At 73.2% G+C, this 26,944-nt stretch carries 27 protein-coding genes; 15 read left to right on the top strand and 12 right to left on the bottom strand.

All coding sequences use genetic code 11. The features are described from left to right. Positions 1 to 15: 15 nt before the first annotated feature. Genes BLA60_RS17375 through BLA60_RS17330 form a run of 10 tightly spaced genes read right to left on the bottom strand, consistent with a single transcriptional unit; the run spans position 16 to position 11,887 of the window. Positions 16 to 1,023 carry a phosphotransferase family protein gene (locus BLA60_RS17375; RefSeq protein WP_075133931.1) on the bottom strand — a complete coding sequence of 336 codons (1,008 nt, stop codon included), beginning with the start codon at positions 1,021 to 1,023 and terminating at the stop codon, positions 16 to 18. Beyond that, positions 1,020 to 1,859, bottom strand: a complete 840-nt coding sequence (locus tag BLA60_RS17370) for an enoyl-CoA hydratase-related protein (protein WP_075133930.1) — start codon at positions 1,857 to 1,859, stop codon at positions 1,020 to 1,022. Before BLA60_RS17370 ends, BLA60_RS17375 begins: the two co-directional genes overlap by 4 nt. Before the next feature lie 26 nt (positions 1,860 to 1,885). Further along, positions 1,886 to 2,977, bottom strand: a complete 1,092-nt coding sequence (locus BLA60_RS17365; RefSeq protein WP_075133929.1) for an acyl-CoA dehydrogenase family protein — start codon at positions 2,975 to 2,977, stop codon at positions 1,886 to 1,888. Further along, the gene (locus BLA60_RS17360) at positions 2,974 to 4,185 is read right to left on the bottom strand and encodes an acyl-CoA dehydrogenase family protein (protein WP_075133928.1); all 1,212 of its coding nucleotides are present in this window, start codon (positions 4,183 to 4,185) and stop codon (positions 2,974 to 2,976) included. The genes BLA60_RS17365 and BLA60_RS17360 overlap by 4 nt, the downstream gene beginning before the upstream one ends. After that, on the bottom strand, positions 4,182 to 6,470 hold the full coding sequence (locus BLA60_RS17355) for a CaiB/BaiF CoA-transferase family protein (RefSeq protein ID WP_084735019.1): 2,289 nt from the start codon (positions 6,468 to 6,470) through the stop codon (positions 4,182 to 4,184). The genes BLA60_RS17360 and BLA60_RS17355 overlap by 4 nt, the downstream gene beginning before the upstream one ends. Next, complete coding sequence (locus BLA60_RS17350) at positions 6,451 to 7,302, bottom strand: ABC transporter permease (protein ID WP_075133926.1); 852 nt, start codon at positions 7,300 to 7,302, stop codon at positions 6,451 to 6,453. The genes BLA60_RS17355 and BLA60_RS17350 overlap by 20 nt, the downstream gene beginning before the upstream one ends. Before the next feature lie 3 nt (positions 7,303 to 7,305). Continuing rightward, entirely contained in the window at positions 7,306 to 8,349 is a 1,044-nt protein-coding gene (locus tag BLA60_RS17345; RefSeq protein ID WP_084735018.1) for an ABC transporter permease, read from the bottom strand. After that, on the bottom strand, positions 8,349 to 9,932 hold the full coding sequence (locus BLA60_RS17340; protein WP_075133925.1) for an ABC transporter substrate-binding protein: 1,584 nt from the start codon (positions 9,930 to 9,932) through the stop codon (positions 8,349 to 8,351). Before BLA60_RS17340 ends, BLA60_RS17345 begins: the two co-directional genes overlap by 1 nt. Before the next feature lie 18 nt (positions 9,933 to 9,950). Further along, positions 9,951 to 10,907: an ABC transporter ATP-binding protein gene (locus BLA60_RS17335; RefSeq protein ID WP_075133924.1), complete on the bottom strand. Its 957-nt coding sequence runs from the start codon at positions 10,905 to 10,907 to the stop codon at positions 9,951 to 9,953. Then, positions 10,904 to 11,887 (bottom strand): ABC transporter ATP-binding protein, encoded by a 984-nt coding sequence (locus BLA60_RS17330; protein WP_075133923.1) that lies wholly within the window; start codon positions 11,885 to 11,887, stop codon positions 10,904 to 10,906. Before BLA60_RS17330 ends, BLA60_RS17335 begins: the two co-directional genes overlap by 4 nt. Before the next feature lie 149 nt (positions 11,888 to 12,036). Between BLA60_RS17330 and BLA60_RS17325 the strand changes: the two genes are divergently transcribed. Together BLA60_RS17325 and BLA60_RS17320 are read left to right on the top strand one after the other, a co-directional pair. Further along, positions 12,037 to 13,458 (top strand): AMP-binding protein, encoded by a 1,422-nt coding sequence (locus BLA60_RS17325; protein WP_075133922.1) that lies wholly within the window; start codon positions 12,037 to 12,039, stop codon positions 13,456 to 13,458. Then, complete coding sequence (locus tag BLA60_RS17320; RefSeq protein WP_245812024.1) at positions 13,455 to 14,342, top strand: acyl-CoA thioesterase; 888 nt, start codon at positions 13,455 to 13,457, stop codon at positions 14,340 to 14,342. Before BLA60_RS17325 ends, BLA60_RS17320 begins: the two co-directional genes overlap by 4 nt. On the opposite strand, the gene BLA60_RS17315 is transcribed toward BLA60_RS17320, so the two are convergent. Beyond that, positions 14,339 to 14,683, bottom strand: a complete 345-nt coding sequence (locus BLA60_RS17315) for a VOC family protein (RefSeq protein ID WP_075134022.1) — start codon at positions 14,681 to 14,683, stop codon at positions 14,339 to 14,341. The two genes, BLA60_RS17320 and BLA60_RS17315, sit on opposite strands and share 4 nt — an antisense overlap. Positions 14,684 to 14,701: 18 nt before the next feature. Next, positions 14,702 to 15,406: an AfsR/SARP family transcriptional regulator gene (locus BLA60_RS17310; protein ID WP_075133921.1), complete on the bottom strand. Its 705-nt coding sequence runs from the start codon at positions 15,404 to 15,406 to the stop codon at positions 14,702 to 14,704. 220 nt (positions 15,407 to 15,626) lie between these two features. On the opposite strand from BLA60_RS17310, the gene BLA60_RS46230 reads away from it, so the two are divergent. From BLA60_RS46230 to BLA60_RS17245, 13 genes are all read left to right on the top strand, one after another. Continuing rightward, positions 15,627 to 15,761, top strand: a complete 135-nt coding sequence (locus tag BLA60_RS46230) for a hypothetical protein (RefSeq protein ID WP_281257455.1) — start codon at positions 15,627 to 15,629, stop codon at positions 15,759 to 15,761. Positions 15,762 to 15,925: 164 nt separating this feature from the next. Next, positions 15,926 to 16,507, top strand: coding sequence for a Pvc16 family protein (locus BLA60_RS17300; protein WP_075133919.1), 582 nt, complete (start codon positions 15,926 to 15,928; stop codon positions 16,505 to 16,507). Then, a complete protein-coding gene (locus BLA60_RS17295) occupies positions 16,504 to 17,205 on the top strand; it encodes a carboxypeptidase regulatory-like domain-containing protein (protein ID WP_075133918.1) in 702 nt (233 codons plus the stop codon). Before BLA60_RS17300 ends, BLA60_RS17295 begins: the two co-directional genes overlap by 4 nt. Before the next feature lie 25 nt (positions 17,206 to 17,230). Continuing rightward, the gene (locus tag BLA60_RS17290) at positions 17,231 to 19,474 is read left to right on the top strand and encodes a phage tail sheath C-terminal domain-containing protein (protein WP_075133917.1); all 2,244 of its coding nucleotides are present in this window, start codon (positions 17,231 to 17,233) and stop codon (positions 19,472 to 19,474) included. Between the two features lie 30 nt (positions 19,475 to 19,504). Further along, positions 19,505 to 19,963 carry a phage tail protein gene (locus BLA60_RS17285; protein WP_075133916.1) on the top strand — a complete coding sequence of 153 codons (459 nt, stop codon included), beginning with the start codon at positions 19,505 to 19,507 and terminating at the stop codon, positions 19,961 to 19,963. 4 nt (positions 19,964 to 19,967) lie between these two features. Then, positions 19,968 to 21,443 (top strand): phage tail sheath family protein, encoded by a 1,476-nt coding sequence (locus BLA60_RS17280; RefSeq protein WP_075133915.1) that lies wholly within the window; start codon positions 19,968 to 19,970, stop codon positions 21,441 to 21,443. Next, positions 21,440 to 21,910, top strand: coding sequence for a phage tail protein (locus BLA60_RS17275; RefSeq protein ID WP_075133914.1), 471 nt, complete (start codon positions 21,440 to 21,442; stop codon positions 21,908 to 21,910). The genes BLA60_RS17280 and BLA60_RS17275 overlap by 4 nt, the downstream gene beginning before the upstream one ends. A gap of 12 nt (positions 21,911 to 21,922) precedes the next feature. Next, positions 21,923 to 22,111: a putative phage tail protein gene (locus BLA60_RS17270; RefSeq protein ID WP_075134021.1), complete on the top strand. Its 189-nt coding sequence runs from the start codon at positions 21,923 to 21,925 to the stop codon at positions 22,109 to 22,111. Then, positions 22,108 to 22,776 carry a CIS tube protein gene (locus tag BLA60_RS17265; protein WP_075133913.1) on the top strand — a complete coding sequence of 223 codons (669 nt, stop codon included), beginning with the start codon at positions 22,108 to 22,110 and terminating at the stop codon, positions 22,774 to 22,776. The genes BLA60_RS17270 and BLA60_RS17265 overlap by 4 nt, the downstream gene beginning before the upstream one ends. Before the next feature lie 10 nt (positions 22,777 to 22,786). Beyond that, entirely contained in the window at positions 22,787 to 23,971 is a 1,185-nt protein-coding gene (locus BLA60_RS17260) for a phage late control D family protein (RefSeq protein ID WP_075133912.1), read from the top strand. Further along, complete coding sequence (locus tag BLA60_RS17255) at positions 23,968 to 24,606, top strand: phage baseplate assembly protein V (RefSeq protein WP_245812023.1); 639 nt, start codon at positions 23,968 to 23,970, stop codon at positions 24,604 to 24,606. Before BLA60_RS17260 ends, BLA60_RS17255 begins: the two co-directional genes overlap by 4 nt. Beyond that, entirely contained in the window at positions 24,603 to 25,007 is a 405-nt protein-coding gene (locus tag BLA60_RS17250) for a GPW/gp25 family protein (RefSeq protein WP_075133911.1), read from the top strand. The genes BLA60_RS17255 and BLA60_RS17250 overlap by 4 nt, the downstream gene beginning before the upstream one ends. After that, on the top strand, positions 25,004 to 26,932 hold the full coding sequence (locus BLA60_RS17245; RefSeq protein ID WP_075133910.1) for a baseplate J/gp47 family protein: 1,929 nt from the start codon (positions 25,004 to 25,006) through the stop codon (positions 26,930 to 26,932). The genes BLA60_RS17250 and BLA60_RS17245 overlap by 4 nt, the downstream gene beginning before the upstream one ends. Positions 26,933 to 26,944 lie beyond the last annotated feature (12 nt).

Raw genomic sequence — 26,944 nt, 5'->3', positions numbered from 1 at the left:
CCTTTCGGCTCCGCGTCACGCGAGCAGCGCGAGCCCGCGTTCTACCAGGGGCCGTACCTGGGCGCCGACGTGGTCGAACCCCGGACCCACGGTCTGCCCGTGCAGGTGCCGGTAGTGCACGCCCTCCAGGATCACCGCGAGCTTGAACGCGGCGAACGCGCGATACCACGCCAGGTTCGACAGGTCCCGGCCGGAGACCGAAGCGTAGTGCGCCAGCATCCGCTCCACCGTCGGGTGACCGGGAACCGACACCGGCGGGCGCGGCGGGCCGCTGTCGGACACCACCGGACGTTCCGCGTAGAGCAGCATCAGCGCCACGTCGGCCAGCGGGTCGCCGAGCGTGGACATCTCCCAGTCGAGCACCACCCGCACCCGGTCGCGGTGCACCAGCACGTTGTCCAGCCGGAAGTCGCCGTGCAGCACGGTGGCGTCCCGGCCGTCGGGGACCGCGACCGCCAGCCGCCGGTGCAGCTCGTCGATGCCGGGGACCTCGCGGCTGCGGGAGTCGTCGAGCTGGCGGCGCCACCGCGTGACCTGCCGCTGGTTGAACCCGACCGGCCGCCCGAAACCGGTGAGCCCGACCTCGGCGATGTCGACGGCGTGCAGCCGGGCGAGCAGCTCCACGGTCTCCAGCACCAGCGCGCGCAGCCGGTCGGGGCCGAGGTCGTCGAGCAGCGCCGGGTCGCGCAGCGCCGTGCCGGGCACGTACTCCATGAGGTAGAACGGTTCGCCGAGGACCGTGGGGTCCTCGCAGAGCAGCACCATCGCCGGCACCGGCACCGGTGACCCGTGCAGGGCGCGCATCACGGTGTACTCGCGGCGCATGTCGTGGGCGGTGTCCAGCACGTGCCACAGCGGCGGGCGGCGCAGCACCCACCGGCTGGTCCCGTCGGTCACCAGGTAGGTCAGGTTCGACTTCCCGCCGCCGAGAACGCGGCCGGTCAGTTCGCCGGCGGTCATCCCGGGGCGGGTGCGCTCGAGGTGGGCGCGCAGCGGCGCGAACTCGAGCCCGGGCAGGGTCATCGGGCCTCGTCGAGCAGCTCGGCGGGGAAGTCGCGGGTCTTGGACAGCGTCCAGCGCGGGGTGCGCTTCTCCCGGAACGCGTTCACGCCCTCCGGCGCGTCGGCGTGCTGGCCGGCCCAGCGGAACAGCCGCCGTTCCAGCTCCAGCGCGGCCTGCCGGTCGGTCTCCTCCAGGAAGCGCCGGGCGACCAGCTTGGTGATCGCCGCCGACACCGGGGCGACGTTGTCCGCGATGTCGTGCGCGGCGGTCATCGCGGCGGCCAGCACCTCGCCGGCGGGCAGGGCGCGGGAGGCGAGCCCCGCCTCGGCGGCCTCGGCGCCGGTGAAGATCCGGCCGGTGAGCAGCAGGTCCATCGCGCGGGCGTAGCCGACCAGCCGGGGCAGGCTCCACAGCAGGTCGGCGTCGGGGATCACGCCCCGGCGGTTGAACACGAACCCCAGCTTGGCGTCGGCGGCGACGAACCGGATGTCGGTGCGCAGCGTCATCGTGATGCCGGCGCCGACGGCCGCGCCGTTGATCGCGGCGATCACCGGGGTGCGCAGCCGGTCGGCCTGGCGGCCCTCGGAGTCCGGGTAGCGGGCCTGGGCCTGGTCGCGGGTCAGTGAGCCGTCGAAGGTGCGGCCGGCGGGCAGCAGGCCTGCGCCGGCGCAGAACGCGCGGCCGGCGCCGGTGAGCACGATCGCGCGGACGGTGTCGTCGTCGTCGAACACGCCGAAGGCGTGGTTCATCTCCGCCGACATCAGCCAGTCCCAGGCGTTGAGTACCTCGGGGCGGTTGAGCGTCACGACACCGACCGGGCCGTCCCGGTCGACGAGGATGGACTCGTAGGTCTGCATGCGTTTCTCCGTTTCTCAGCGCGGTGTCAGAGCCCGAGGCGGTCGGCCAGGCGGCGGCGGTAGGCGCCGACGTCGCCGAACAACATCAGCGATGCCTTGGCGCGCTTGAAGTACAGGTGTGCGTCGTGCTCCCAGGTGAAGCCGATCCCGCCGTGGATCTGCACGTTGTCGGCCGCCGCCCGGAAGTAGGCCTGCGCGGCGGAGGCCTTGGCCAGCGTCGCCACCACCGGCAGTTCCGCCGGGTTCTCGTCGGCGGCCCAGGCGGCGTAGCGGGCGGCGGCCTCGGCGCCCTCGATCGCCACCAGCGCCTCGGCGCACTTGTGCTTGACGGCCTGGAACTGCCCGATCGGCCGGCCGAACTGCTCGCGGACCTTGGCGTAGCCGACGGCCATGTCCAGGCACGCCCGCGCGCCGCCGACCATCTCGGCGGCCAGCAGCGTCCCGGCGGTGTCCAGGGCGGTGTCCAGCAGTCGCGCGCCGTCCCCGACCCGGCCGACCGGGGTGCACGGCACGTCGTCGAAGTCCAGCCGCGCCAACGGTCTGGTCTGGTCCAGGGCGGGCAGCGCGGTGCGCGTCCCGCCGGACTCGACGGCCACCACGGTGCTCGCCGCGCCCGTGCCGGCCACCACCAGCACCAGGTCGGCGACCAGCCCGTCCAGCACGGTCGACGCGCTGCCCGACAGCCGCCAGCCGGCGTCGGTGTTGGCCACCGTCAGCGACTCGCCGGCCGAGTCCCAGCCGCCGCCCGGCGCGAGCCAGGCCACGGTGGCGACCGTCCGTCCACTCGCGACACCGGGTAGGTACCGGTGGTCGTCGGCGGCGAGCAGGACCGGCAGTGCCAGGCCGATGGTGGCCAGCAGCGGGCCGGGCAGCAGCGCCGCGCCGCACTCCTCGACCACGTGTGCCAGCTCGCCGAACCCGTACCCGGCGCCGCCGTGGGCCTGCGGGACCGCCAGACCCTGCACGCCCAGGCCGGCGAGCCCGTCCCAGACCTGACGGTCGAACGCGGTGTCAGTGGCCATCAGCTCGCGGACCCTGGTCAGCGGCATCCGGTCGGCCAGGAACCGCCGCACGGTGGCCCGCAGTTCACGCTGCTCGGTCGTGGTGGCCAGGCTCATCGGGTACCTCCGGGGGCGGGGTCCTTGGGCAGGCCGAGGACGCGTTCGGCGACGATGTTGCGCTGGACCTCGGCCGTGCCGCCCCAGATGGTGTGCGAGCGGGTCACCAGGAACTCCTCCTGCCAGTGGTCGAGGTCGTAGCCGTCGCCGACGACCAGCGCGTCCGGGCCGAGCAGGTCCATCGCGATCTCGGTCAGCCGCCGCTGGTACTCCGACCAGCGGATCTTGCTGGTGGAGCCGTTGCCGAGGCCCCGGCCGGTGCCGCCGCCGGCCAGGTCGGCGACCAGCGCCAGGCCGGCCATGCGGATGGTCTCGACCTGGGTGTAGGCCCAGGCCAGCTGTTCGCGCACGCGCACGTCGCCGATCAGGCCCCGGGCGCGGACCTCGTCGACCAGCTGCCAGAACTGCCGCAGGAACGCGACGTGCTGGGTGGTGGCGCTGCCGCCGCGTTCGCTGCCCAGCGTGGTCATGGCCACCCGCCAGCCGTTGTCCAGGCCGCCGATGACGTTGTCCAGCGGGGCGCGGGCGCCGGTCAGGAAGGTTTCGGCGAACAGCGCCTTGCCGGTGATCCGGGTGATCGGCCGGAACTCGACGCCGTTGGGCCGGCCGTCGCGTTCCAGCGGCAGCAGGACGTAGGAGATGCCGTGGTGTTTGGGGGCGTCGGGGTTCGTCCGGCACAGGACGAAGATCATGTTCGCTTTCCAGAACCCGGAGGTCCACACCTTCTGGCCGGTCAGCACCAGGTCGTCGCCGTCGACGACGCCGGTGGTGCGCAGGCTGGCGAGGTCCGACCCGGCGTCGGGCTCGGAGAACCCCTGGCAGTAGTCGTGTTCCCCGGAGATGATCGGTGGCAGGAACCGGCGTTTCTGCTCGTCGGTACCGTGCGCGATGATCGCCGGGCCGACCAGTGACTCGCCCATGCCCCTGGTCAGCCGGGGTACGTCGGCCCGGCCGAACTCCTCGTTCATGATCGACACCTCGACGCCGGTCAGGCCCCGCCCGCCGTACTCCGTCGGCCAGGCGACACACAGGTAGCCGGCCTCGGCGAGGGTGGCGGCCCAGGCGGCCAGCCGCTCGTCCAGGTCGGACGGTCCGCGCGGTACCCGCAGACCGCGGACCTCGGCGGGGGCGTTGGCGGCCAGCCAGTCCCGGACCTCGGCGCGGAACTCCCGCTGGGCGGCGGTGTACTCGATCGGCGAAGGGGTCATGGGGTGCGCACCGTTCTGGTCGGGGTGTCGGTGTCGGCGGTCGGCCGGTCGGCGATCGCGCCGTCGGCGCGCAAAGCGGCGATCCGGGTGTCGTCGTAGCCGAGTTCGTGGAGGACCTCGTCGTTGTGTTGGCCGAACAGCGGCGCGGCACGGCGGTGGCCGCCGGGGGTGCGGTCGAGCCGGAAGCCGAGCGCGCCGTACTCGCGGTGCCCGGCCCTCGGGTGGTCCAGCGCCACCACCAGGCCGGCATCGCGGACCGCCGGGCTGGTGGCGATGTCGGCGCCGTCGAGGACTGGAGCGGCCGGGATTCCGTTGGCCTGCAACAGGTCCGCTGCGGTCTTCTTGTCCTGTGTGGACGTCCAGGCGGTGATCGGGTCGCGCAGGTCGTGCTGGTTGGCGTAGCGGGCGTCGGCGGTGGCGTACCGGGGGTCGGTGGCCAGGTCGGGACGGTCCAGCACCGCGCACAGCGCCCGCCAGGTCGCGTCGTCGCCGACGGCGATCGCCAGCCACTGGTCGGTGCCCCGGCACGGGTAGGCGTCGTGCGGGGCGTGGCCGGGGGCGGTGTTGCCGTCCGGGTGCCAGGTGTCGCCGGTCGCCACCTGCTCCAGCACGTACTCGCCGATCCAGTGCGCCGCCGCCTCGACCTGCGCCACCTCCAGCCGCCCGCCGGCCCCGGTGCGGTCGCGGGACACCAGCGCGGTCAGCACGGCGGCGACCGCGTTCAGCCCGCCGGTCGGGTCCAGGTAGGCCGGGCCGGTGAGCACCGGCGTGCCGTCGGCGTAGCCCATCAGCGCGGTCATCCCGGACGCCGGCTCCATCGTCTTGCCCATGCCCTGGTGGCCCGACATCGGCCCGCCGGGCCCGAACGCCGGCATCTCCACCACGATGATCGCCGGGTTGACCTCACGCAGCGCCGTGTGCCCTGCGCCGAGACGGTCCAGCACGCCCGGGGTGAAGTTCGCCAGCACCACGTCGGCGGTGGCGGCGAGGTCGCGCAGCACCTCCGCCGAGCCGGGCCGCTTCAGGTCGAGGGCCAGCGAACGCTTGTCGAGGTTCTGGGAGTTGAACAGGACGTTGCGGTTCTGCGGGTCGTCGCCGGGATCGAGGTCGGGGTAGTAGAACCGCGCGCCGCCCGCGCGCGTCCCGCGCCACGAGTCCGGGTGGCTCGGCGCCTCGATCTTGATCACGTCGGCGCCGAGGTAGGCCAGGCACCGCCCGGCGAACGGCCCGGCCCACGCCGTGGTGAACTCCAGCACCCGCACCCCCGCCAGCGGCCCCCGCCCCCGCGCGGTCGCCCGCCGGGTGGGCGCGGCCGGGCTCGGGTCCAGGGTGAACGGTCCGCGCAGGGCGGTCTCGCCGCCGGCCGTGTGCAGCAGGCCCCGGGTCCGCCACTGCTCGGAGGCCACCAGTTCGCCAAGGCCGGTGACCTTCTCCGCGCTGACCCGCCCGGCCTGACAGGCGGCCACCACGTCGTCGGCCAGCAGGCCGGACGCCTTGGCGCGCAACAGGTCCACGACCAGCGGCCAGTGGGCGAGCCGGTCGCCGGCGGTGTCGAACCGGGGGTCGTCGAGCAACTGCTCCAGGTCGAAGACCCGGCACAGCGCCGGCCAGTTGCGGATGGCGAACAGCACCACCCAGGCGTCCGCGCAGCGCAGCACCGCCAGGAACCCGGGGTAGCGGGCGCGGGTCTCGGCGGTGCCGTTGTAGCTGTACTGGCTGACCAGGTTCTGCGCCATCGCCAGCGTCGACTCGAACACCGTCGCCCGGACCCGCTGCCCGCGCCCCGAGCGGTGCCGTTCGTGCAGCGCGGCCAGCGCCGAGACGTAGGCGGTGGTGCCGGTGGCGTAGGACGCGCGCCGGCCCAGCCCGTAGACAGGCGGGCGGTCGGCCGGGCCGGTCGCGTTCATCACCCCGGCCAGCGCCTGGGCCACCATCTCCCCGCCGCGCCAGTGCGCGTACGGGCCGGGTGGGAAGTCACCGATCTCGCAGTCCACCACGTCCCCGGCCGGCTCCGGCGGCTCGCCAGGGTCGCGCAGGACCACGTCGACCCGCGCCGGCCGCTTCCCGTGGCGCTTGCCGTGGTGGAGGTGCCGGAACAGGAACGAGTCGCCGTCGGGACAGCGGGGTGGCAGCCGGCGGGTCGGCGTGCCGCCCGGCGGCTCGACCAGCACGACCGTCGCGCCGTGCGCGGCGAACAACCGCCCGGCGTACTGTCCGGCGACACTGGTCGACAGGTCGGCCACCACCAGCCCGGCCAACGGCCCCTCAGGCGACGATGAGGTCATCCTCGGTCCTCTCCGTGCGCACGACCCCGGTGCTCATCCGGTCGCGCAGGGCGTCGCCGACGCGGTACACGCACAGCACGACCACCCCCAGCAGCACGCCGGGCGCGACGATCTGGGCGGGGGCCGACAGGATCTGGGCGTAGGCGTCGGACAGGTCGCTGCCCCAGCTCGGTGCCGGCTTGGGCACGCCGAGCCCGAGGAACGACAGCACGCCCTGGATGACGAACGCGAGGCCGGTGTAGATGGTCAGCTGCACCACCACCGGCCGCAGCGCCATCGGCAGCACGTGCCGCGCCAGGATGACCGGCGTGCGCACCCCGGACAGCCGCGCGCTCTGCACGAACTGCTGCTGGCGCACGGCCAGCACCCCGGAGCGGGTCAGCTGCGCGGTGTTGGGCGAGAGCACCAGGCCGATCGACACCATCGAGGTGACCAGCCCGGCGCCCAGCGAGCCGGTGATCGCCACCGCCAGCACCATCGTCGGGAACGCGATCATGATGTCGGCCAGGCGCATCAGCGTCGTGCCGGCGTAGCGGGGCCAGTAGCCGGCGACCGTGCCCCACAGCACGCCGACCACGAAGGTCACCCCGACGGCGATCGCCACGCCGCCGAAGGCGTTGCGCCCGCCCCAGATCAGCCGACTCAGCACGTCCCGGCCGAACTGGTCGGTGCCCAGCAGGTGCGCGCCCGACGGTCCGGCCAGACGGTTGTCCAGGTTCTGGGCCAGTGGGTCGTAGGGCGCCACCCACGGGGCGAGCAGGGCGGCGAGCAGGAGTCCGATGAGGACGGTCAGGGCGATGATCAGCCCGGCGGACGGGCGTGCGCGAGGCATCGGTCACGCTCCCCGGCTCGCCGGGCTGACCAGCCCGCTGATGATGTCCACCACGAGATTCACCACCAGCGCGATCAACACGTACACCAGCACGATCCCCAGGATCAGCGTGTAGTCCCGCACGCCGATCGCGTTGACCAGCGCACTGCCCATCCCGGGCAGCACGAAGATCTTCTCCAGGACCAGCGTCACCCCGAGCTGCCCGAGGGCCAGCAGGGCGACGACGTTGAGCACCGTGGGCAGCGCGGCGCGGAAGGCGTAGCGCCAGGTGATCACGCGTTCCGGCAGGCCCATCGCCCGCGCGGTGCGGGTGTGGTCGCTGGCCAGCGCGTCCACCATCGCCGCGCTCACCTGCCGGATCACGATCGCGCTGCCGCCCAGGATCATCGGCAGCACCGGCAGCACGACGTGGTACAGGTTGCCCAGCGGGTCCTCGGTGAACCTCGGATAACCCAGCCGGGGCAGCAGCCCGAGCCCCACCGAGAACACGCTGATCAGCACCAGCGCCAGGAAGAAGTCCGGGACCGCGAGGCCCACCCCGGACACGGTGCGCACCCAGCGGCCCGAGCGGCGCCCGGCCCGCTTGGCCGCGTACACGCCCAGCGGCACCGCCACCACGATCGTGCCGATGATCGCCAGCAGCACCAGCTCCAGGGTCACCGGCAGGGCCAGCGCGATCAGGTTCGACACCGGCTGCCCGGTCTGGAACGACTCGCCGAGGTCGCCGGTCAGCGCCCGCCCCAGCCAGCTGGTGAACTGCTCGACCACCGGCCGGTCCAGCCCGAGTTGTTTGTCCACCACGGCGATCGCCTCCGGCGTGGCCTCCTCGCCGAGGCGGGCGTAGGCCGGGCCGCCGGGGATGATCTTCACCAGCAGGAAGGTCAGCAGCCCGGCGCCGACGGCGGTCGGCACGAACAGCAGCAGCCGGCGCAGCACGAAGCGGGGCATCCCGCCCGCCGCGAACCGGCCGCGCCGCCGGTTCGCGGCGGGCGGGTCCGCGACCGGCTCGTCAGCCAGGCCGGTGACCTCCTCGGTGTCGGTGCGCATCAGCCGGCGGAGGTGACGCCGAGCGCGGTGAAGTCGGCCTCGCCGTTGATGGCGAACGCGTCCTTGCCGCCGGTCACCCGGTCGGTCCACGCCGCGACGTAGGGGGTGTAGAACAGCGGGATGATCGGCAGCTGCTCCTGGAGCACCTCGTTGGCCCGGCGCAGCGCCGCCAGCAGGTCCTGCTCGGTGGTGGCCTCGTTGAGCGCCTCGACCGCGGCGTCGCCGTCGGGGATCGGCGCCTTGCCGGCGTTGCCGGAGGAGGACGTGGTCAGCAGCCGGCGGTAGATGGTCATCCAGTCGGGGCCGGAGTTCATGCCGGTGGAGAAGATGTCGTACTGGTGGTCGGTGTAGAAGCGTTTGGTGGCGTCGGGCAGGGCCTTGGCGTCGAAGGTGACCTCGATGCCGACCTTGGCCAGCTGGTCGGCGACGATCACGCCGGTGTTCTGGAAGTTGCTGCCGTCCAGCGACACGCCCCGCAGCGTCAGCCCGTCCGGGTGCCCGGCCTCGGCGAGCAGCTCCCTGGCCTTGTCCGGGTCGTGCGGGTAGGCGTCGTCCAGGTCGTCCATGTGGTACGGGTGGCCCGGCGGGTAGGGCTGCACGGCGCCGACGTCGGTCAGGCCCTCCGACCCGGTCTCGGCCAGCGCCTGGCGGTCGATGGCGTAGCTGATGGCCTGGCGGATCCGCACGTCCTGGAGCGGTCCCTGACTGCGGTCGACGTTCAGGTCGGCGATGGCCACGCCGATGTCGGAGCTGACGGTGACCGACGGCTGGTCGGTGAGTGAGGTGACCACCGGCGGTTCGAGCCGGTAGCCGAAGTCGGCCTGCCCGCCGGTGAGCGCGGCGACCTGCGCCGACGGGTCGGTGATGATCGAGACGTTGATCGTGGCGGCCTTGCCGGGCGGCGGCCCGGCCTGCCGGTAGCCGTCCCAGCGGGTCAGCCGCACCGAGCTGCCGGGCACGAAGTCGGCCAGTTGGTAGGGCCCGGCGCCGACGGGCGTCGACCCGAACGACGCGCCGGACTTGTCCCGCGCGGCCGGTGAGGCCAGCATCCCGAGCCGGCTGCCGAGCAGGTCCACGAGCCCGGACAGCGGCTGCTCCAGCGTGAACACCAGGGTGGTGGCGTTCTCGGCGGTGACCCCGGACAGGCCGGGAACGGTCTGGTTGCCCAGTTCCAGGCACTGGTCGATGCTCTGGGCGGCGGTCTCGGCGTTGAGCGGGGTGCCGTCCTGGAAGGTCAGGCCCTCCTGGAGGGTGAGGGTCAGCGTCAGCCCGTCGGGCGAGGTCTGCCACTCGGTGGCGATGCCGGGGGACAGCTCGCCGGTGGCCGGGTCGGTGCGCAGCAGCGGCGCGTAGATGGCCGTCATGTACGCCAGTTCCGAGCCCGACAGCGTGCCGCACGGGTCGAACTGGTTGGGGGTCGAGCCGTGGACGATGGTCAGGGTGCCCTGCGGGTCGGGCTCACCGGAACCGCCGCCGGTCCCGCCGCCGCCGGCCTGGGCCGAGCAGCCGGTGAGGGCCAGGGCGAGCGTGGCGGCCAGGGCGAGTGGGCGCGCCGGGACACGCCGGGGGAGGGGAGCTGGCATCGTGCACTCCTTCGTGCTTCAGCGGATCTCGGGCCAGAAGTGGCAGGCGACCTGGTGCGCCTCGCCGGCACCGAGCACCGGTTCCTCGACCGCGCAGCGCTCCTGGGCGAAGCGGCAGCGGGTGCGGAACCGGCACCCCGACGGTGGTCGCCGCGCGTCCGGGATCTCCCCGGGCAGCAGTGCCCGGCGCCGGGCGCGGGCGTGCGACGACACGGTGGGTACGGCGCTGATCAGCGCCTGGGTGTAGGGATGGCGGGGCTCGCGCAGCACGGCCCGCACGGGTCCGGCCTCCACGAGCTTGCCGAGGTACATGACCCCGACCTGGTCGGCGAGCCGGGCGATGGAGGTCATGTCGTGCGAGACGAACACGTAGGTGAGGCCGTTGCGCTCGCGCAGGTCGTCGAGCAGCCGCAACACGCCGGCCTGCAACGAGATGTCCAGTGCGGCGACCGGTTCGTCGCACATCACCAGCGGGGCGTCGGCGGCGACCGCGCGGGCGATGGTGACCCGCTGCCGCTGTCCGCCGGAGAGCTGGGCGGGTCCGCGCCCGGCGAGCTCCGGCCCGATCCCGACCTGGCGCAGCAGTTCGACCGCGCGCGCCCGCAGCCGGGTCGGCACCCGGAAACTGGTGGGGGCCAACGGTTCGGCGACGCTGCGCCAGATCGGCAGGCTCGGTGAGAGGGCCAGCATCGGGTCCTGGAAGATCACCTGGACCTGGCCGTCGCGGCCGACCGAGCCGGGTGCGTCGGTGAGGTCCCCGCCGCGCGGCGCGATCCGCACCCGGCCCCGCGCCACCGGCAGCAGGCCGGCGATCGCCATCACCAGGGTGGACTTGCCGGAGCCGGACTCGCCGATCACGCCGAAGGTCTCGCCCCTGGCGACCCGCAGCGTCACCCGGTCCACCGCGCGCAGCGGGTCGCGCCGGTTGCCGTAGGAGACCACCAGGTCCTCGACGGCCAGGGCGTCCCCGGTCACGCCGGCACCCCGGTCAGCTCCAGCTCGCGGTGGCGCAGGCAGCGGGTCAGCCCGTTGTCGTCGTCGGGGACCAGGTCGGGTACGGCCTCGACGCAGGCGTCGCGCCGGTGCGGGCAGCGGGGGTGGAACCGGCAGCCGGCCGGTGGGCGGGCCGGGTTGGCCGGCGCGCCGGCGATGCCCGTCCACTCCCGCGTGTCGTCGCTGTCGAGGTCCACCGTGGACGCCTGGAGCAGGGCCCACGGGTAGGGGTGGCGGGGGCGGCGCAGCAGGTTGTCGGTGCGGGTGTCGCTGACCACCTGGCCGCAGTACAGGGTGATCACCCGCGAGCACAGTTCGCTGACCACGCCGAGGTTGTGGCTGATCAGCAGGACGGCCAGGCCGCGCTCCTCGGCCAGGCGGTGCAGCAGGTCGATGATCTGCGCCTGGATGGTCACGTCCAGCGCGGTGGTCGGTTCGTCGGCGATGAGCAGCCGGGGCCGGCAGACCAGGGCCATCGCGATCATGATCCGTTGGCACATGCCGCCGGACAGCTCGTGGGTGTAGGCGGTGAGGGTGCGCCGGGGGTTGGGCAGGCCGACCTGGGAGAGCAGGTCGCAGGCGCGGTCGACGGCCTGCGCCTTGGGCACGTTCTCGTGCGCGGCCACCACGTCCAGGATCTGCCGGCCGACCGGGCGCGCGGGGTGCAGTGAGGCCCTTGGCTCCTGGAAGATCATGCTCAGCTCGTTGCCGCGCAGCCGGCGCAGCTGGTCGGGGCTGGCGGTGAGCAGGTCGGTGCCGGCGAAGGTGATGGTGCCCTCGACGGTGGCCTCGGGTGGCAGCAGGCCCATGACGGTGAGCCCGGTGAGGGTCTTGCCGGAGCCGGACTCGCCGACCAGGCCGACGACCTCGCCCTCGGCGACGGTGAACGAGAGGTCGGCGAGCAGCGGTGTGCCGCCGATGGCCAGGTGGAGCTGGTCGACCTCAAGCAGGTGATCACCCATGTCAGGTCCCTCTCGCCGGAGGTCGAAGTATCTGCACTGATGGTGCAAATAGTAAGTCGCATCACATCCGTGTCAATAGTTGTCCGGGATTAAGATGCACGCACAGTGCAAATAGTAAGTCCGGCCACACCCGTGTCAAGGAGGACGCCGTGGGCCAGGAACTCCCGATCGGTCGCCTGTTCGCCCACTTCGCCGCCACCCGCCCGGACCGCACGGCGCTGCTCGACGAGACCGGCGCCGACACCATGACCTGGGCGGAACTGGACGCCGCCACCAACCGGCTCGCCCGCGAGTACGCCGCGCGCGGCGCCGGCCAGGACACCACCGTCGCCATCGGACTGCCCAACTCGCCCGCGCTGATCCGCGCCTGCGTCGCGGTCTGGAAACTCGGCGGCACCACCCTGCCGCTCTCGCCCAGGCTGCCGCCCGCCGAACGCGACCGCGTCCTGGACCTCGCCCGCCCCGCCCTGGTCGTCGACGACGAGCCGGACACCACCGGCCGCGACGGCGGCCCGCTGCCCGAACGCGTGCCGACCTACTGGAAGGCGCTGACCTCCGGCGGCAGCACCGGTTCGCCCAAGCTGATCGTGAGCCACGACCACCCCTGGTACGACCCGGACAACCCGGTGGTGGAGTACCTGCACGCCGACGGCGTCCAACTCGTGGTCGGCCCGCTGTACCACAACGCGGCGTTCATCTACGCCATGCGCGGGCTGTTCTGCGGGCACCGGCTGGTCGTCATGCGCCGCTTCGACGCCGCCCGCGTGCTCGACCTGATCGACCGCCACCGGGTCACCTGGGTACAACTGGTGCCGACGATGATGAACCGGATCTGGCGGCTGCCGGCCGAGGTCCGCGCGGGGGCCGACCTGTCGTCGCTGCGCACCCTGCTGCACGTCGGCGGCCCCTGCCCGCCCTGGCTCAAACAGGAGTGGATCGACTGGCTCGGGCCCGACCGGGTCGTCGAGGTGTACGCCGGCACCGAGAGCCAGGGCATCACGATGATCACCGGCCGGGAGTGGCTGGCCCACCGGGGTTCGGTCGGCCGGGCGATCCGGGGGTCCCGCTTCCAGGTCCAGGACGAGCACGGCGCGCCGGTCGGCCCGGGTACGGTCGGCGAGGTGTTCCTGATGCCGGCCGGCGGTCCCGGCTCGACCTACCACTACGTCGGCGCGACCCCGCGTAGCCGCGAGGGCTGGGAGTCGCTGGGCGACCTCGGCCACCACGACGAGGACGGCTACCTCTACCTGGACGACCGGTCAACCGACTGCATCGTCACCGGCGGCGCGAACGTGTACCCGGCCGAGGTCGAGGGCGCGCTGGACTCGTTCCCCGGAGTGCGGTCCAGCGCGGTGATCGGCCTGCCCGACGACGACCTCGGGCACCGCGTGGTGGCGATCGTGGAGGCCGGCGGCGACGTGCGCGCCGAGGACCTGGACGCGCACCTGGCCACCCTGCTGGCCCCGTACAAGCGGCCCCGAGCCTACGAGCTGACCACCGACCCGCTGCGCGACGAGGCCGGCAAGGTCCGCCGCTCGGCGCTGCGCGCGGCGCGGCTGGGACCCGCGTGAGGGCCGTGGCGCCCCCGGACACCGACGCCTGGCTGGCCCACCGCTCCGGATCGTCCACAGTGGACGAACTAGTGGCCGCGCTGGCCGTGCGCCGGCTCGGGCCCGACCTGTTCACCGCCACCAGTACCGCCCTGCCGGCCCGGCGGGTGTTCGGCGGGCAGACACTGGCCCAGTGCGTGGTGGCCGCCTCGCTGACCGTGCCGGCGCCGGCCGTGGCGCACTCGCTGCACGCCTACTTCGTCCGCCCCGGCCGGCCATCGGCGCCGTTCCGGTTCGCGGTCACCACGATCCGCGACGGCCGCTCGTTCGCCACCCGGCGGATCGAGGCCGTCCAGGACGGCGAGCCGACCTGCGTGGTGATCGCCTCGTTCAGCCCGCCCGAGGACGGCCTGACCCACCAGGACCCGCTGCCGGCCAGGCCGGGGCCGGACGGGCTGGCCGGGCGCACCCCGTTCCACGTCGCCCCCGACGGCGCCGCGACGGCCGGGGCGGTCGAACTGCGTGCCTGCCCACCGGCCGGGGACCCGACGCCGAGGGCGGAGTCGGCGGTGTGGATGCGGATCACCGCGCCGCTGCCCGACGACCCGCTGCTGCACCGGGCGCTGCTGGTGTACCTGTCGGACTTCAGCATCCTGCACGGCGCGTTCCACCTGCACGGGGTGACCCGCCCGATGATCCGCACCGCCAGCCTGGACCACAGCATGTGGCTGCACCGCGACGGCCGCGCCGACCAGTGGGTGCTGCACGAGAGCCGCAGCCCGTCCTCCGGCGGCGGCCGGGCGGTCGGCTTCGCGTCGCTGTACGGCGGTGACGGCGCGCTGCTGGCCACCGCCGGCCAGGAGATGCTGGTGCGCCTGCGCGAACCCCAGGAGCGGGAACCCTAGGAGCTTGGCACGCCGCCGAGGGCGAACTCGTTGCCGTCCGGGTCCCGGAAAGTGATCTTGCGGGTGCCGTTGTCGTAGGTCTCGCGCAGTGCCGGTTCCAGGCCCCGCTCGGCGATCGCGGCCAGCCGCGCGTCGAGGTCGTCGACGATCACGGTGATCAGCGCGTGCCCGGCGCGTTTCCGGTCGAGCACCACGTACACCGCGCGGTTGTCGGCGATCTCCCACACCGCCTCGGTGTCGTGCGGGTGGAACGCGGGTGGCGAACCGAGCAGTTTTCCGTACCAGGCCACCGCTTCGGGGTAGTCGTTCACCGGGATGCCCGCGAACAGGTAGTCACTCACCGCCACACCGTACCGACCTCACCGGGCGTTCGGTGCCGGGGCCAACGCCCGGCGCAGCGACTCGGTCGGCTCCAGGCCGAGCTCGTCGAGTAGCACCCGCCGGCACCGCTGGTACTGGTCCTGGGCGGCGGCGCGGTTGCCGGCGGCCAGGTGCGCGTCGATCAGCGCGCGGTGGGCGCTCTCCCGCAGCGGTTCGGCCTGTACGGCGGCCAGCCCGGCGGCGACGGCCTCGCCGTAGCGCCCGGCGCCGGTCAGCCGGTCGGCCATCGCCTCCAGCGCGTAGAGCCGAAGCTGGTGGTACTGCTCCTTCTCCAGCAGCACCCACTCGTTGTCCGACCACTCGGGCAGCAGGTCGCAGGACAGGTCCTCGCGGGTGCGCCGGTTGAGGATGTCCTCGCAGGAGCAGGTCCGGTCCAGCAGCTGGTGGGCTCGGGCGACCGAGGCGTGGATGTCCACGTCGATGAAGCTGGCCAGCGCCATCTCCTGGGAGGAGGCCAGGATCAGCTCCGGTTCGTTGCGCAGCGCCCGCCACAGCGAGGACCGCAGGTTGGCGTTGGCCCGGGTCGTGGTGGCCTCGGGCCACAGCGAGCGGGCGACGTAGGTCCTGGTGCGGGGCCGGTCCTGCAACGCGAGGAACGCGAGCAGCTGTTGGGCGCTGGCCGACAGCGTGATCCGTCGTTCGCCCACGAGCAGGGCGAAACCCTTGAGCAGCCGCAATGTCACGGCCTGATGATCCTGTGCGCGCATCCCGTTTCCCCCAGGGCGCCACGAACCGCCGAAACTCCTTGCCACAGAACTAGTTCGCGCACAGGTCGGCATTCGTTACCGAGAATCTTCGGCAATGTTGGCTAATCGGGTGAGAAATTCCCGAACGGCCGTCTGGACGGCCTCGACCGAGCTGGCCGCCAGCGGGGGCGCCGGCTGACCCCCGACCGTGGACAGGATGCGCACCCGGAGTCTGTCGGGCCGGCCGTCCTCCAGCCAGGCCCGCACGATCAGGGTGCCGTGGGGAGTACCGCTGGACGTGCCGCTGGACGTGCCGCTGTGCTGTTCCGGTGGGTCCACCCACGCAGGATGACTCGTGACTGTCACCGGGGCGTTGTCACATCGTCTCCGCTCGCCGGAGGAACGGCGCGGTGACGCCTGAGCGACGGCCGCGCGGCGGATTCGTTACGCCACAGCTGAAATCCTGCCCCTGCGCCGCGTCGCCCGGTTCCGGAGCGACGGCGCGGGGAGGACCGCATGGGGGATTTCGGTGTCGTGGCCGATGTCTCGTCGATCGTCGTCGGCCGGCTGAACCGGGCGCTGGCCGGGCTGAGCCCGCAGCCGCCGGACCCGGTCGCCGAGCTGCACGACCTGTCCGAGCCGGTGCAGACCGAACAGCCCAAGCTCACGGTGTTCCTCTACGAGATCGCCGAGGACCCGACCTCGCGCAACCGTCCGCCGGTGCGTTCGCTGCCGCCGGACCCGCCGACCAGGAGCAAACCGCCGATGGCGTTGCTGCTGCGCTACCTGGTCACGCCGTGGGGCGGTGACCAGCTGACCCAGCACCGGATGATCGGCCGCGCGCTGCAGTCGTTCTACGACGACGCGATCCTCGACGGCGAGGAGCTGGCGGGCAGTCTCGCCGGCGGCGTCGACGCCCTGCACGTCACGCTGACCCCGCTGACGCTCGACCAGAAGTCCTGGGTCTGGTACGCGATCCAGAAGCCCTACCGGCTCTCGCTGAACTACGAGATCCGCGTGGTGAACCTGGATTCCCTCGACGTGGCGCGGCTTCAGGTGGTCCACAGCCGCGAACTGGACGGAAACCCGTTGCCATGACACGTTTCCTGCCGATCGAGCGGTCGGTCCTGCACAGCCCGGCCTGGTTCGTGCCCTACGACGAGTTCGCCCGCCGGGTCACCTCGGCGGGCGTCACCGTCGCCCTCGACCGGCTCGACGGCCAGGTCTGGGAGCCGACGGACGTCGCGCCGGTACGCACACCCAGCGCGGCCATCGCCTTCCCGGGCCTTGGCCGCCGGCTGCCGGCCGCCACCCGGTTCCGGGCACGGTTCCAGGCGCCGGGTTTCCAGGCGCTGTACCCGGCCGAGGGCGAGCCGTTCGCCTCGGACGCGGTCGGCGTCGAGTTCCTGACCCACCCCTACGACGAGACCAGCCCGCCCGAGGCGCCGGCCACGCCCAGGCTGGTGCGGCTGCTGCCGGCGGCCTCGTTCGCCCACCCACCGGGCGTGCGCGTGGTGTACGGCGCGGTCCTCGACGGGAATTCCGGCGCGGCGGTGCCCAACGCGCTGGTGTCGGCCGAGGGCACCGCCGGGCAGGACGCGGTGCCCTGGCGGGAACGCACGCTGACCGACGAGCGCGGCGGCTTCCGGCTGGCCCTGCGGTGGCCGGGCGCCCTGGCCGGTGGCGAGGAGCTGTTCACCCTGCTGGCCGTCGAGCGTCCCGGCCGGTCCGGGTCGCTGGCGGTGCGCCTGCCGGCCGACGCGGGACGCCGGCACGTCATCGAGATCGTCCCGTAGCAGCGAGAGAAGTGAGGAGCCAGCCATGCCCGAGTATCTGAGCCCCGGCGTCTACGTCGAGGAGGTCGACGCGGGGCCGCGGCCGATCGCGGGGGTGAGCACCAGCACGGCGGGCATGGTCGGCGTCACCCAGCGCGGCCCGGCCAGCGGGAAACCGAAGCTCGTCACCAACTTCCTGGAGTTCCAGACCGTCTTCGGCGGATTCCTGCCCGAGCCGGACGCGCCGGTGCGCGACGCCTGGGCCACCAACCCCACCGAGGGCGGCCGCTGGTGGCTGTTCCCCTCGGCCGTCAAGGGCTTCTTCGACAACGGCGGCCAGCGCCTCTACGTCAAGCGGGTGGTCAGCGGCGACGCCCGGCCCGGCTCGGGCACCCTGGGCAGCGGTCTGGTGAGCCACGTCGTGCGCGACGCCGCCGCCGGCGCCACCACCCTGGAACTGAGCCACCTGATCGGCTTCGCCGGCAACGACCCGGTCACCGTCCACCGGGGCGACGGCACGGAGATCGGCGCCACCACGATCACCGGCTACACCGGCACCAGGGTCACCCTGGCCGCCCCGCTGGCGGCCGAGGTGAAGGCGGCGCGCGGCGACTACGTCCAGGTCGGTGCGCGCGGCCCGGCGCAGACCCTGCGGTTCGAGGCGTCCAGCCCCGGCTCGTGGGGCGCGGGCGTGCGGGTGCGGATCTCCCCGGAGCTGAGCGCGTCACTGCCGGTGCTGCCCGACCCGGGCGAGGGTTCGCTGTTCGTCACCCGGCTGTCGGTCGAGGCCGCCGAGAACAGCCCGTCGGTCGTGGTGGACCGCACGGCGGGCCTGTCGGCCGGTGAGGTGTTCGTGCTCATCGGCGGCACGCGGTTCCCGGTCACCGCCGGCGAACCGGACGCCGACGACCGGGTGACACTGACCTTCGCCGAGGGCACCACGCACGGCGCGTGGCCCGCCGGCCAGGGCGTGCGCCGGGTGCGGCTGGCCGGCGGCGGCACCTCGCTGCGCGTCGGCGGCGCCGGCCGGCTCTACCTCGGTGCGGTCACCCAGCTCGACACCGGCGACGCGCTCACCACCCTGCGGGTCACCGCCATCGACGACGACCTGGTCACCTTTGACGCGCCCACCCCCGTCCCGGTCTTCGAGACCGCGCGGCTGGGCCTGGTCGAGGCCACCGTGGACACCCGGTTCGACGACCCGGCCGGCGGCTCGGTCACCGAGACCTTCCGTGGCCTGCGGCTGCTGGGCACCGACCCGGCCAGCGTCGCCGGTGTCCTGGCCGCCCGCTCGCGGCTGGTGCGGGCCACGACCCTGCCCGACCTGTCCGACGACCCGGCGGCGTTCCCCACCCCGGCGACGGGCAGCTGGCTGACCCTGGCCGACGACGGCGACGACGCCTACGACGGCCTGACCGTCGCCGACTTCGTCGGCACCGACGGCGGCAGCGGGCAGCGCACCGGCATCGTGGCGCTGGAGGACATCGACGAGGTGTCGGTGTGCGCGGTGCCCGGCGTGTGGGCGGGAACCGTCCAGTCGGCCCTGGTCACCCACTGCGAGCAGCTGCACGACCGGTTCGCCCTGCTCGACCCCCAGGACGGCCTGGACATCGAGGGAATCCAGACCTTCCGCGAGGTCTTCGACACCAAGTACGCGGCGCTCTACTACCCGTGGCTGGTGGTGACCGACCCGGTCACCGCCACCGGCGCGCTGGAGGTGCCGCCCTCGGGGCACCTGGCCGGCATCTACGCCCGCGTGGACAACGAGCGCGGCGTGCACAAGGCGCCGGCGAACGTGGTGGTGCGCGGCATCCGGCTCACCGACGGCATCGCCCAGGACGTCACCAAGCGCCACCAGGACCTGCTCAACCCCAAGGGGATCAACGCGATCCGGTTCTTCCCCGGCCTGGGCCAGCGGGTGTGGGGCGCGCGCACGCTGTCCTCGGACACCTCGTGGAAGTACGTCAACGTGCGGCGGTTGTTCCTGTTCCTGGAGGAGTCGATCGAGGAGGGCACCCAGTGGGTGGTCTTCGAACCCAACGACGAGGCGCTGTGGGCGCTGGTGCGCCAGACGGTCGCCAACTTCCTGACCACCGTGTGGCGTTCCGGCGCGCTGGCCGGCACCACGGCCGACGAGGCGTTCTTCGTCGCCTGTGACCGCTCGACGATGACCGAGGACGACCTCGCGAACGGCCGGCTGATCTGCGTGATCGGTGTCGCGCCGGTCTACCCGGCCGAGTTCGTGATCTTCCGGATCCAGCAGAAGACCCGTGAACAGCAGCTTGTGTGAGTACGTCGACGTGATTGAGAGGCGACCCCGATGCCACCTGTGACCAGGGACGACCCGTATGCCGCTTACAACTTCCTGGTCATCGTGACCAACGTCAGCGACGACGGCGTCGCGGTGAGCGGGTCGTTCACCGAGGCCAGCGGGCTGGACGTGGAGATCCCGGTGATCGAGTACCGCACCGGCAGCGAGGACATCACCGTCCGCAAGCTCACCGGTCTGCGCAAGGCGCCCAGCGCGCTGACGTTCAAACGCGGCGTCACCGGCCACGTCGGCTTCTGGAACTGGGTCGTGGAGGCGCTCAACGGCAAGGTGCGGCGCACGTCGGGCTCGATCGTGATGCTCGACGAGAACCGCCAGGAGGTGATGCGCTGGAACTTCGACCGGGCGTGGCCGACGAAGTACACCGGCCCGTCGTTCAACGCCACCAAGAACGAGATCGCCATGGAGACGCTCGTTCTGGCGGTCGAGAGCTTCCTGATCGACGCGTGAGCCGATGACGACCCCCGCACTTCCCGGCGTCCGGTTGACCTTCGAGCCGGTGGCGGCCGGCGCGGAGCCGCTGCGCACCGACGTCGCCGCCTTCCTCGGCCGTACCCGCCGGGGCCCGGTCGACCGTCCGGTCAGGGTGACCAGCTGGAACGAGGTCGTCGGCGTGTTCGGCGAGCCGGACGGCTCGTCGGCGACGCCGTACGCGCTGCGCGGTTTCTTCGACAACGGCGGCCGGACGGCGTGGGTGTCGCGGGTCAGCGGCCCGGCGTCGCCGGCGAGTGCGGAGTGGACGGTCGGGCAGGGCTGCTACCGGGTGGTGGCGGCCAGTCCCGGGACGTGGGCCAACGGCGCCCGGGTGGCGATCCGGTACCAGGCCAGTACGGTCGCCGGCCCGCCGACGGTGACCGTGCGGGTGATCGTCCCCGGTGAGCCGGCGGAGGTCTTCGCCGGCCTGCCACCGGCGCAGGTGGTGGAGCGGCTCTCCGCCTCGCGACTGGTCAGGCTGGTTGCCAGCCGCCCGGCGGCGCCCCTACCGCCGCCGGGCGGCCCGATCTCGCAGACCTGGGACCTGGTCCTGGCCGGTGGCACCGACTCCCCGCCGGACCGCGACGACTACGCCGGCGCGGTGCGCGTGCAGGCCGATCTGCCGGAGCCGGCGCTGGTGGCGCTGCCCGACCTGGGGTCGGACCTGCCCGGCCAGGACCACCTGGATCTGGTGGCCGAGCTGCTTGCGGTGGTGGAGCCGCTGGCCGACCGGCTGGTGGTGCTCGACGTGCCACCCGATCTGTCCACTGTGGATGAAGTGGTGTCCTGGGTGGAGTCGCTGACCGCGTCCGGCGACCCGGCACTGGCCAACGCGGCGGTCTTCCACCCGCCGCTGCTGGTCCCGGCCGCCCACGGCACCCGCGCGGTGCCGGCGTCTGGCCACGTGCTGGGCATGGTCGCCCGGCTCGACGGCGAGCGGGGCGCCCACCACACCCCGGCCAACGCGGTGCTGCTGGACGCGGTCGACCTGACCGTCGACCACCCGCGCGAGCAGCTGGTGCGGCTGTTCGACGCGCGGATCGACCTGGTGCGCTGCCAGCGCGGGCGGGGCCTGGTCGGCTGGGGCGGGCGCACCCTGTCCGGTGACCCGCGCCGCCGCTACGTCGCCCACCGCCGGCTGCTGCACCTGCTGGTGCGGGCCATCCGCCGGGTCGCCGGACCGCTGGTGTTCGACGTGAACTCGCCCGAGCTGCGGCTGACCCTGGTCCGGGCCGTCACCTCGGTCCTGCTGGAGGCCTACCGCACCGGCGCCCTGGCCGGCGCCCGCCCCGAACAGGCCTTCCGCGTCCTGTGCGACGACACCAACAACCCACCCGACCAGGACCCCGCCCAGCTGGTCTGCGAGATCGACGTCGCCCCGGCGGTGCCCATGGAGTTCATCCACCTCCGCCTGACCCTGGGCCAGGACCGAGACCTGGAGGTGATCGAGTCGTGATCGATCCGCTGCCCAAGTACCGGTTCATCGTGACGCTCGATCCGGGGGACGCCTACCTGCCGGCGGCGCAGGCGTTGCTGCTGCCGCTGGTGGCGGCCGGGGCGTTCCAGGAGGTCACCGGGCTCGGCGGGCAGCTGGAGGTGGTGACCTACGCCGAGGGCGGGCGCAACGACACCGTCCACCAGCTGCCGCTGCGCCACTCGTGGAACCGGATCACGTTGAAGGTCGGCGTGGTCCGCGACCGGGTGCTCTGGTCCTGGTACCAGGCGGGTCTGGCCGACTCGCTGGGCGCGCGCCGCGACGGCGCGGTGATCGTGCTGGGCACCGACGGCGTGCCGGCGATGGCCTGGGCCTTCCACGGCGGCCTGGCCGCCAAATGGAGCGGGCCCGACCTGCACGCCGAGCAGAACGCGGTCGCCATCGAGCAGCTGGAGATCGCGCACGAGGGGTTGACCAATGTCCTCTAGGAGGTGGCGGACGTGCCGAAGAACGTGATCATCCACAACCTGGAGGTCCGGTTGCAGGTGGACGGTGACGACGGCGCGGTGTTCACCCGCCTGTTCAACAAGCACATCAGGGAATGGGCGCGGCTCTACGAGGCCGAGTGCGCCCGCGCCGCGCACAGCCAGGGCGATCGCCGCCTCGGCGACGGAGAGGGTGTCTGGTGAGCGTCTCGCCGGTGTCGTTCGCCAGCCAGGGTGCGCTGGCCAGGCTGGAGATCGTCCGCCCGGTGATCGCCGACGAGCGGGCGCGCCGGATCCCGCTGCGGTTCAACCCGACCGACTACAAGCTCAGCAAGGCCAACACCTTCGCCGAGATCACCATCCCCGGTCTGGAGACCCCGCCGTTGCAGTACGTGCGCGGCGGCAGCGAGACGCTCAGCGTTCAGGCGCTGGTCGACACCTCCGACACCCTGGAGAACGTCCGCACCACCTACGTCGACGCGCTGCGCGGCCTGATGCGCCCCGACAGCCGCGAGCACGCCCCGCCGGTCGTGCGGTTCGTGTGGGACGAGGCGGTGTTCACCGGGGTGCTGGAGAAGCTGGACGTCAACTACGTGCTGTTCCGCCCCGACGGCGTGCCGCTGCGCGCGCAGCTGGACGTGACGCTCAAGGAGTTCCGCCCGGCCGCCCAGCAGGTCGCCGACCCGCCCCGGTCCTCGCCGACGGTGGAGAAGAGCTACGTGGTGCGCCGGGGCGACACCCTGTCCAGCATCTCCGCCGCGGTCTACCGGCGGCCCGACGCGTGGCGGGAACTGGCGCGCGCCAACGGGATCAGCGATCCGCGCGACCTGACACCGGGGCGGGTACTGACCGTGCCCCGGCTGCCGTGAGGGGGAGGGCATGACCGCCACACTGCCCGAGATCGCCGACCCCGACCGGTACGCGCCGGAGTTCGAGGTGGTCATCGAGGGCGTCCAGGCCGACCCGACGACCAAGAACGACATCATCGACATCAAGGTCCACCGCGACCTCGACGAGATGTCCGGCTTCGACCTGGAGCTGAACAACTGGGACGACGTCAACCTGCGGTTCAAGCACTCCGACTCGCGGGACTTCCGGCTCGGCTCACGGGTGTCGGTGCGTCTGGGCTACGCCGACCGGCTGTGGACCGTGGCCACCGGCACGGTCACGACGCTGGCCCCCAAGTTCCCCGACGGCGCCTCGCCGACGGTGACGGTCAGCGGCGTGGACGGGATGGTGCGGCTCAAGGAGAGCAAACCCGACCAGAACGTGGAGAAGGTCTACCGCGACCTGGCCGACTGGCAGATCGCCGAGAAGATCGCCCAGCGCAACAAGCTGCGGATCGTCACCACCCGCGAGGGCCCGGTGCACGACCGGGTGGTGCAGAAGAACCAGACCGACGCGCAGTTCCTGATGGAACGCGCCAAGCGCCTGGACTTCGACTGTTTCCTGCTGCCCGACCCGGACACCGGCGAGGAGACGCTGTACTTCATCAAGCCGACCGACGGCCGCGACGGCCGCCCGATCCGGCTGTTCCGCCTCGCCTACCAGCCGGGCCTGACCACCGGCCCGACCGCGCTGCCCGAGGACCTGGTGCCCAACCTGCTGGACTTCACCCCGACGCTGACGGTCTCCCAGCAGGTCAGCAAACTGACCGTGCGCGGCTGGGACCCGAGGACCAAGCAGGCCATCGCGTTCACCGCGACCGCCGAGAACCTGCCGGCCGGCCAGAACTCGGCGGGCGGGGAGAGCGGGCCGGAGGTCGCCGAGAGCGTGCTCGGCGGGCGCCAGGAGGTCCTCGTCGACGCCCCGGTCACCAGCGACCAGGAGGCCCGCGAGCTGGCGATCAGCCTGCTGCGGGAACGGTCCTACGAGTTCATCACCGCCACCGGCCGGGTCGCCGGGCTGCCGGAGCTGCGGCCGGGCGACAACCTGGAGATCTTCGGCCTCGGCCGGCGCTTCTCCGGCACCTACTTCGTCAAGCGCGTGGAGCACACCCTGGGCACCAGCGGGTTCTTCACCACCTTCACCGGCCGCCGGATCCACCAGGGGGAGACACCGTGACCAGGACGATGCCGCGGGCGCGCAGCACCGACCGCCGCTACTACGGCCTGGCCGAGGCGATCGTGGTGGAGAACGAGGGCGACGACGAGGGCCGGGTGAAGCTGCGGTTCGACTGGTTCGACGGCGGCGCCACGGTCACCGACTGGTGTCGGGTCAGCCAGCTGTACGCGGGCGGGGGCTACGGCTCGGTGTTCGTCCCGGAGGTCGGCGACGAGGTGCTGGTGGCGTTCGTGCACGGGGACATGCGGTTCCCGATCGTGCTCGGCGGGCTGTACAACGGCGTCGACAAACCGCCGACCGCGCGCACGGACGGCCGCGACCAGAAGATCATCCGCACGAGGGCCGGGCACGAGGTGCTGCTCGACGACGGCGAGAAACAGATCCGGATCACCACCGCCGAGGGCGGCTCGGTGACCGTCGCCGCCGACGGCACCATCACCCTCAAGGCCCCCACGGTGGTCGTGGAGGCCGACGCCATCGACCTCGGTGGCGGCGCCACCGAACCCGGCGTGCTGGGCACCGCGCTGCTCGCCGCGTTCAACACCCACACCCACCCGGTCGCCGGCACCGTGGCCAGCGCGCCGACCACCCCGCTGACCGACGGTGTGCTGGCGAAGAAGGTGACCCTGTCGTGAGCGAACCGTTCCTGGGCACCGGCTGGCGGTTCCCGATCCTGCCCGACGAGGCCGGCCGGCTGTCCTACGCCGTGGGCGAGCAGAGCATCGAGCACTGCCTGCGGGCGCTGCTGCTCACCGGAACCGGCGAGCGGGTGATGCGCCCGGACTTCGGCACCCGCGCCCCGGAGTCGGTGTTCGCGCCGGGCAGCGTGGCGAACCTGCGGGAGCTGGAGCGTTCGATCGCCGACGCGGTCCGCGAATTCGAGCCCCGGGTGGAGCTCGACGACGTGCGCGCCGAGACCGACCCGGCCGACGCCTCGCGGGTGACGGTCACCGTCGAGTACCGCGTCCGGCGCACCAACACCAGGTCGAACCTGGTGTTCCCGTTCTACCTCGGCCTCACCGGGAGCACGCCGTGACCCTGCCCTCGCCCAGGCTCGACGACCTCACCTGGGCCGACCTGATGGCCGCGGTCCGCCGCGCGATCCCGGCCGAGTCGGCCGGCACCTGGACGCTGCACGCGCCGGCCGACCCGGGCGTCACCCTGCTCGAACTGTTCGCCTACCTGTTGGAGCAGCGGCTGTTCTGGCTCGACCAGGTGCCCGACGCGCTGGTCGTGGCCGTCCTGGCGCTGCTGGGGCTCGACCCGCCGCGCCCGGCCGTGCCGGCCTCGACCGTGCTGGCGCTGGGCGCCGAGCAGGACGGCGTCGCGGTCCCGCTGGTGCCGGCCGGCACGGTGCTGACCAGGGACCAGGCCGCGCGCGTGCGGTTCACCACCGACGACGAGGTGGCGGTGTTCCCGCTCGACGGCGAGCTGACGCTGTGGACCGACCGCGACCGCACCGCCAACCTGCTCGCCGGGCGCGGGGTGGCGCTGCTGGGCGCCGACGGCGGTCCGGCACAGGCCAGGATCGGCCTGCCGCTGGTGCCAGGGCACGCCGCCCCTGGCTGGTTGACGCTGCTGGTGGAGCTGGACGTGGCGGACGTGGCGCCGTCCTGGTCGCCGCGCGCGGTGGACGCCGGCCCGCCGGCCGAGCTGACCTGGTCGTGGTTCCGGCCGGGGACCGACCGGGCCGGCGGGTTCGCGTCGGTCGCGGACGGCACGGGCGGGCTGCGCCGTTCCGGGGTGGTGCGCCTGCTGCCGCCGCCGGACTGGCGCACCGAGGACCTCGGCCTGCTGGTGTCCACCCCGGCGGCCACGTTCGCCGCGCCGCCGGTGCTGGTGTCGTTGGCGCCCAACGTGTCCGCCGCCCGCCACCAGGAGCCGCGCACGGTCACCGGCACCGAGTTGTCCGAGCAGCTCTACGCCTGGCTCAAGCTGCCCGGTCAGCGTCTGGTGCTGCCGGAGGCGGCCGGTCGCCTGCTGGACGCGACGCTGGTCCTGGGGGACGAGCCGTGGCGGACGGTCCCCGACTTCACCTTCGGCTCCTCGCGCGACCGCACCCACCTGCTCGACCGCGAGGACGGCGCCCTGGTCTTCGGCGACGGACTGACCGCCCGGATCCCGGTCAGCGCGCCGGCCGACGTCCAGGTCACCTACACCCTCGGCGGCGGGCTGGAGGGCAACGGCGGCCTGACCGCGAACTGGGTCCCGGTCGGCGATGTGGCGGGCACGGTGCGCGCGGCGAACCTGGTGCGGGCCGCCGACGGCGCCGAGCCGGAAACCGTGGCCCAGGCCAGGGACCGGGCCGGCGGCGCCCTCAACGAGGTGACCCGCGCGGTCACCGAACAGGACTACGTCACCCTGGCCACCACCACCCCCGGGGTGGCGGTCGGCCGGGCGTACGCGGCGGTCGGCGAGCACCCCGGGTTCCCGTGCGTGCCGGTCCCCGGCGCGGTCACCGTGCACGTCCTGCCGGCGGTCACCCGCGACCCGGCGCGCCCGGACTTCGTGCCCGCCCCCAACCCCGACCCCGGCCTGCTGTGCGCGGTCGCCGAGCGGCTGGACCGGGCGCGGCTGATCACCACCGAGGTGTTCGTCCGCGCGCCGGCCTACCGCCCGGTGCGCCTGCGGGTCGACCTGGCCGGCGACCCGGCCGACCGCGCCAGGGTCGCGGCCACGGTCAGCGAGGCCCTGCGCCGCTACCTGGACCCGCTGACCGGCGGCGACCTCGCCACCGGCTGGCCCTTCGGCGACCCGTTGGCGCCCTCGGCCCTGCTGCGCGCGGCCCAGACCGCCCTCGGGGACCTGGCGTCGGTGTCGGCGGTCGCGGTCGCCCTCGACGGCGCGGCGCCGGGGGAGCACTGCCAGGACGTGGCCCTGGCGCCGGGTGAGCTGCCCGCGCTGCGGGAGGTCCGGGTCGCGGTGGTCGCTGCCGTCGAGCCGGGGGAGGGGCTGTCGTGAGTGAGCTTGCGA

The organism is Actinophytocola xinjiangensis, assembly GCF_001921215.1.
In the GTDB taxonomy this organism is placed as follows: Bacteria; Actinomycetota; Actinomycetes; order Mycobacteriales; family Pseudonocardiaceae; genus Actinophytocola; species Actinophytocola xinjiangensis.
The sequence above is the reverse complement of the archived record's forward strand: the minus strand, read 5'-3'. Positions and strand labels throughout refer to the sequence as shown.

Coding starts and splice junctions, on each gene's coding strand:
- BLA60_RS17375 (WP_075133931.1), bottom strand. CDS start 1,023: ATGACCCTGCCCGGGCTCGAGTTCGCGCCGCTGCGCGCCCACCTCGAG.
- BLA60_RS17370 (WP_075133930.1), bottom strand. CDS start 1,859: ATGCAGACCTACGAGTCCATCCTCGTCGACCGGGACGGCCCGGTCGGT.
- BLA60_RS17365 (WP_075133929.1), bottom strand. CDS start 2,977: ATGAGCCTGGCCACCACGACCGAGCAGCGTGAACTGCGGGCCACCGTG.
- BLA60_RS17360 (WP_075133928.1), bottom strand. CDS start 4,185: ATGACCCCTTCGCCGATCGAGTACACCGCCGCCCAGCGGGAGTTCCGC.
- BLA60_RS17355 (WP_084735019.1), bottom strand. CDS start 6,470: ATGACCTCATCGTCGCCTGAGGGGCCGTTGGCCGGGCTGGTGGTGGCC.
- BLA60_RS17350 (WP_075133926.1), bottom strand. CDS start 7,302: ATGCCTCGCGCACGCCCGTCCGCCGGGCTGATCATCGCCCTGACCGTC.
- BLA60_RS17345 (WP_084735018.1), bottom strand. CDS start 8,349: ATGCGCACCGACACCGAGGAGGTCACCGGCCTGGCTGACGAGCCGGTC.
- BLA60_RS17340 (WP_075133925.1), bottom strand. CDS start 9,932: ATGCCAGCTCCCCTCCCCCGGCGTGTCCCGGCGCGCCCACTCGCCCTG.
- BLA60_RS17330 (WP_075133923.1), bottom strand. CDS start 11,887: ATGGGTGATCACCTGCTTGAGGTCGACCAGCTCCACCTGGCCATCGGC.
- BLA60_RS46230 (WP_281257455.1), top strand. CDS start 15,627: ATGCGCACCCGGAGTCTGTCGGGCCGGCCGTCCTCCAGCCAGGCCCGC.
- BLA60_RS17300 (WP_075133919.1), top strand. CDS start 15,926: ATGGGGGATTTCGGTGTCGTGGCCGATGTCTCGTCGATCGTCGTCGGC.
- BLA60_RS17295 (WP_075133918.1), top strand. CDS start 16,504: ATGACACGTTTCCTGCCGATCGAGCGGTCGGTCCTGCACAGCCCGGCC.
- BLA60_RS17290 (WP_075133917.1), top strand. CDS start 17,231: ATGCCCGAGTATCTGAGCCCCGGCGTCTACGTCGAGGAGGTCGACGCG.
- BLA60_RS17285 (WP_075133916.1), top strand. CDS start 19,505: ATGCCACCTGTGACCAGGGACGACCCGTATGCCGCTTACAACTTCCTG.
- BLA60_RS17280 (WP_075133915.1), top strand. CDS start 19,968: ATGACGACCCCCGCACTTCCCGGCGTCCGGTTGACCTTCGAGCCGGTG.
- BLA60_RS17260 (WP_075133912.1), top strand. CDS start 22,787: ATGACCGCCACACTGCCCGAGATCGCCGACCCCGACCGGTACGCGCCG.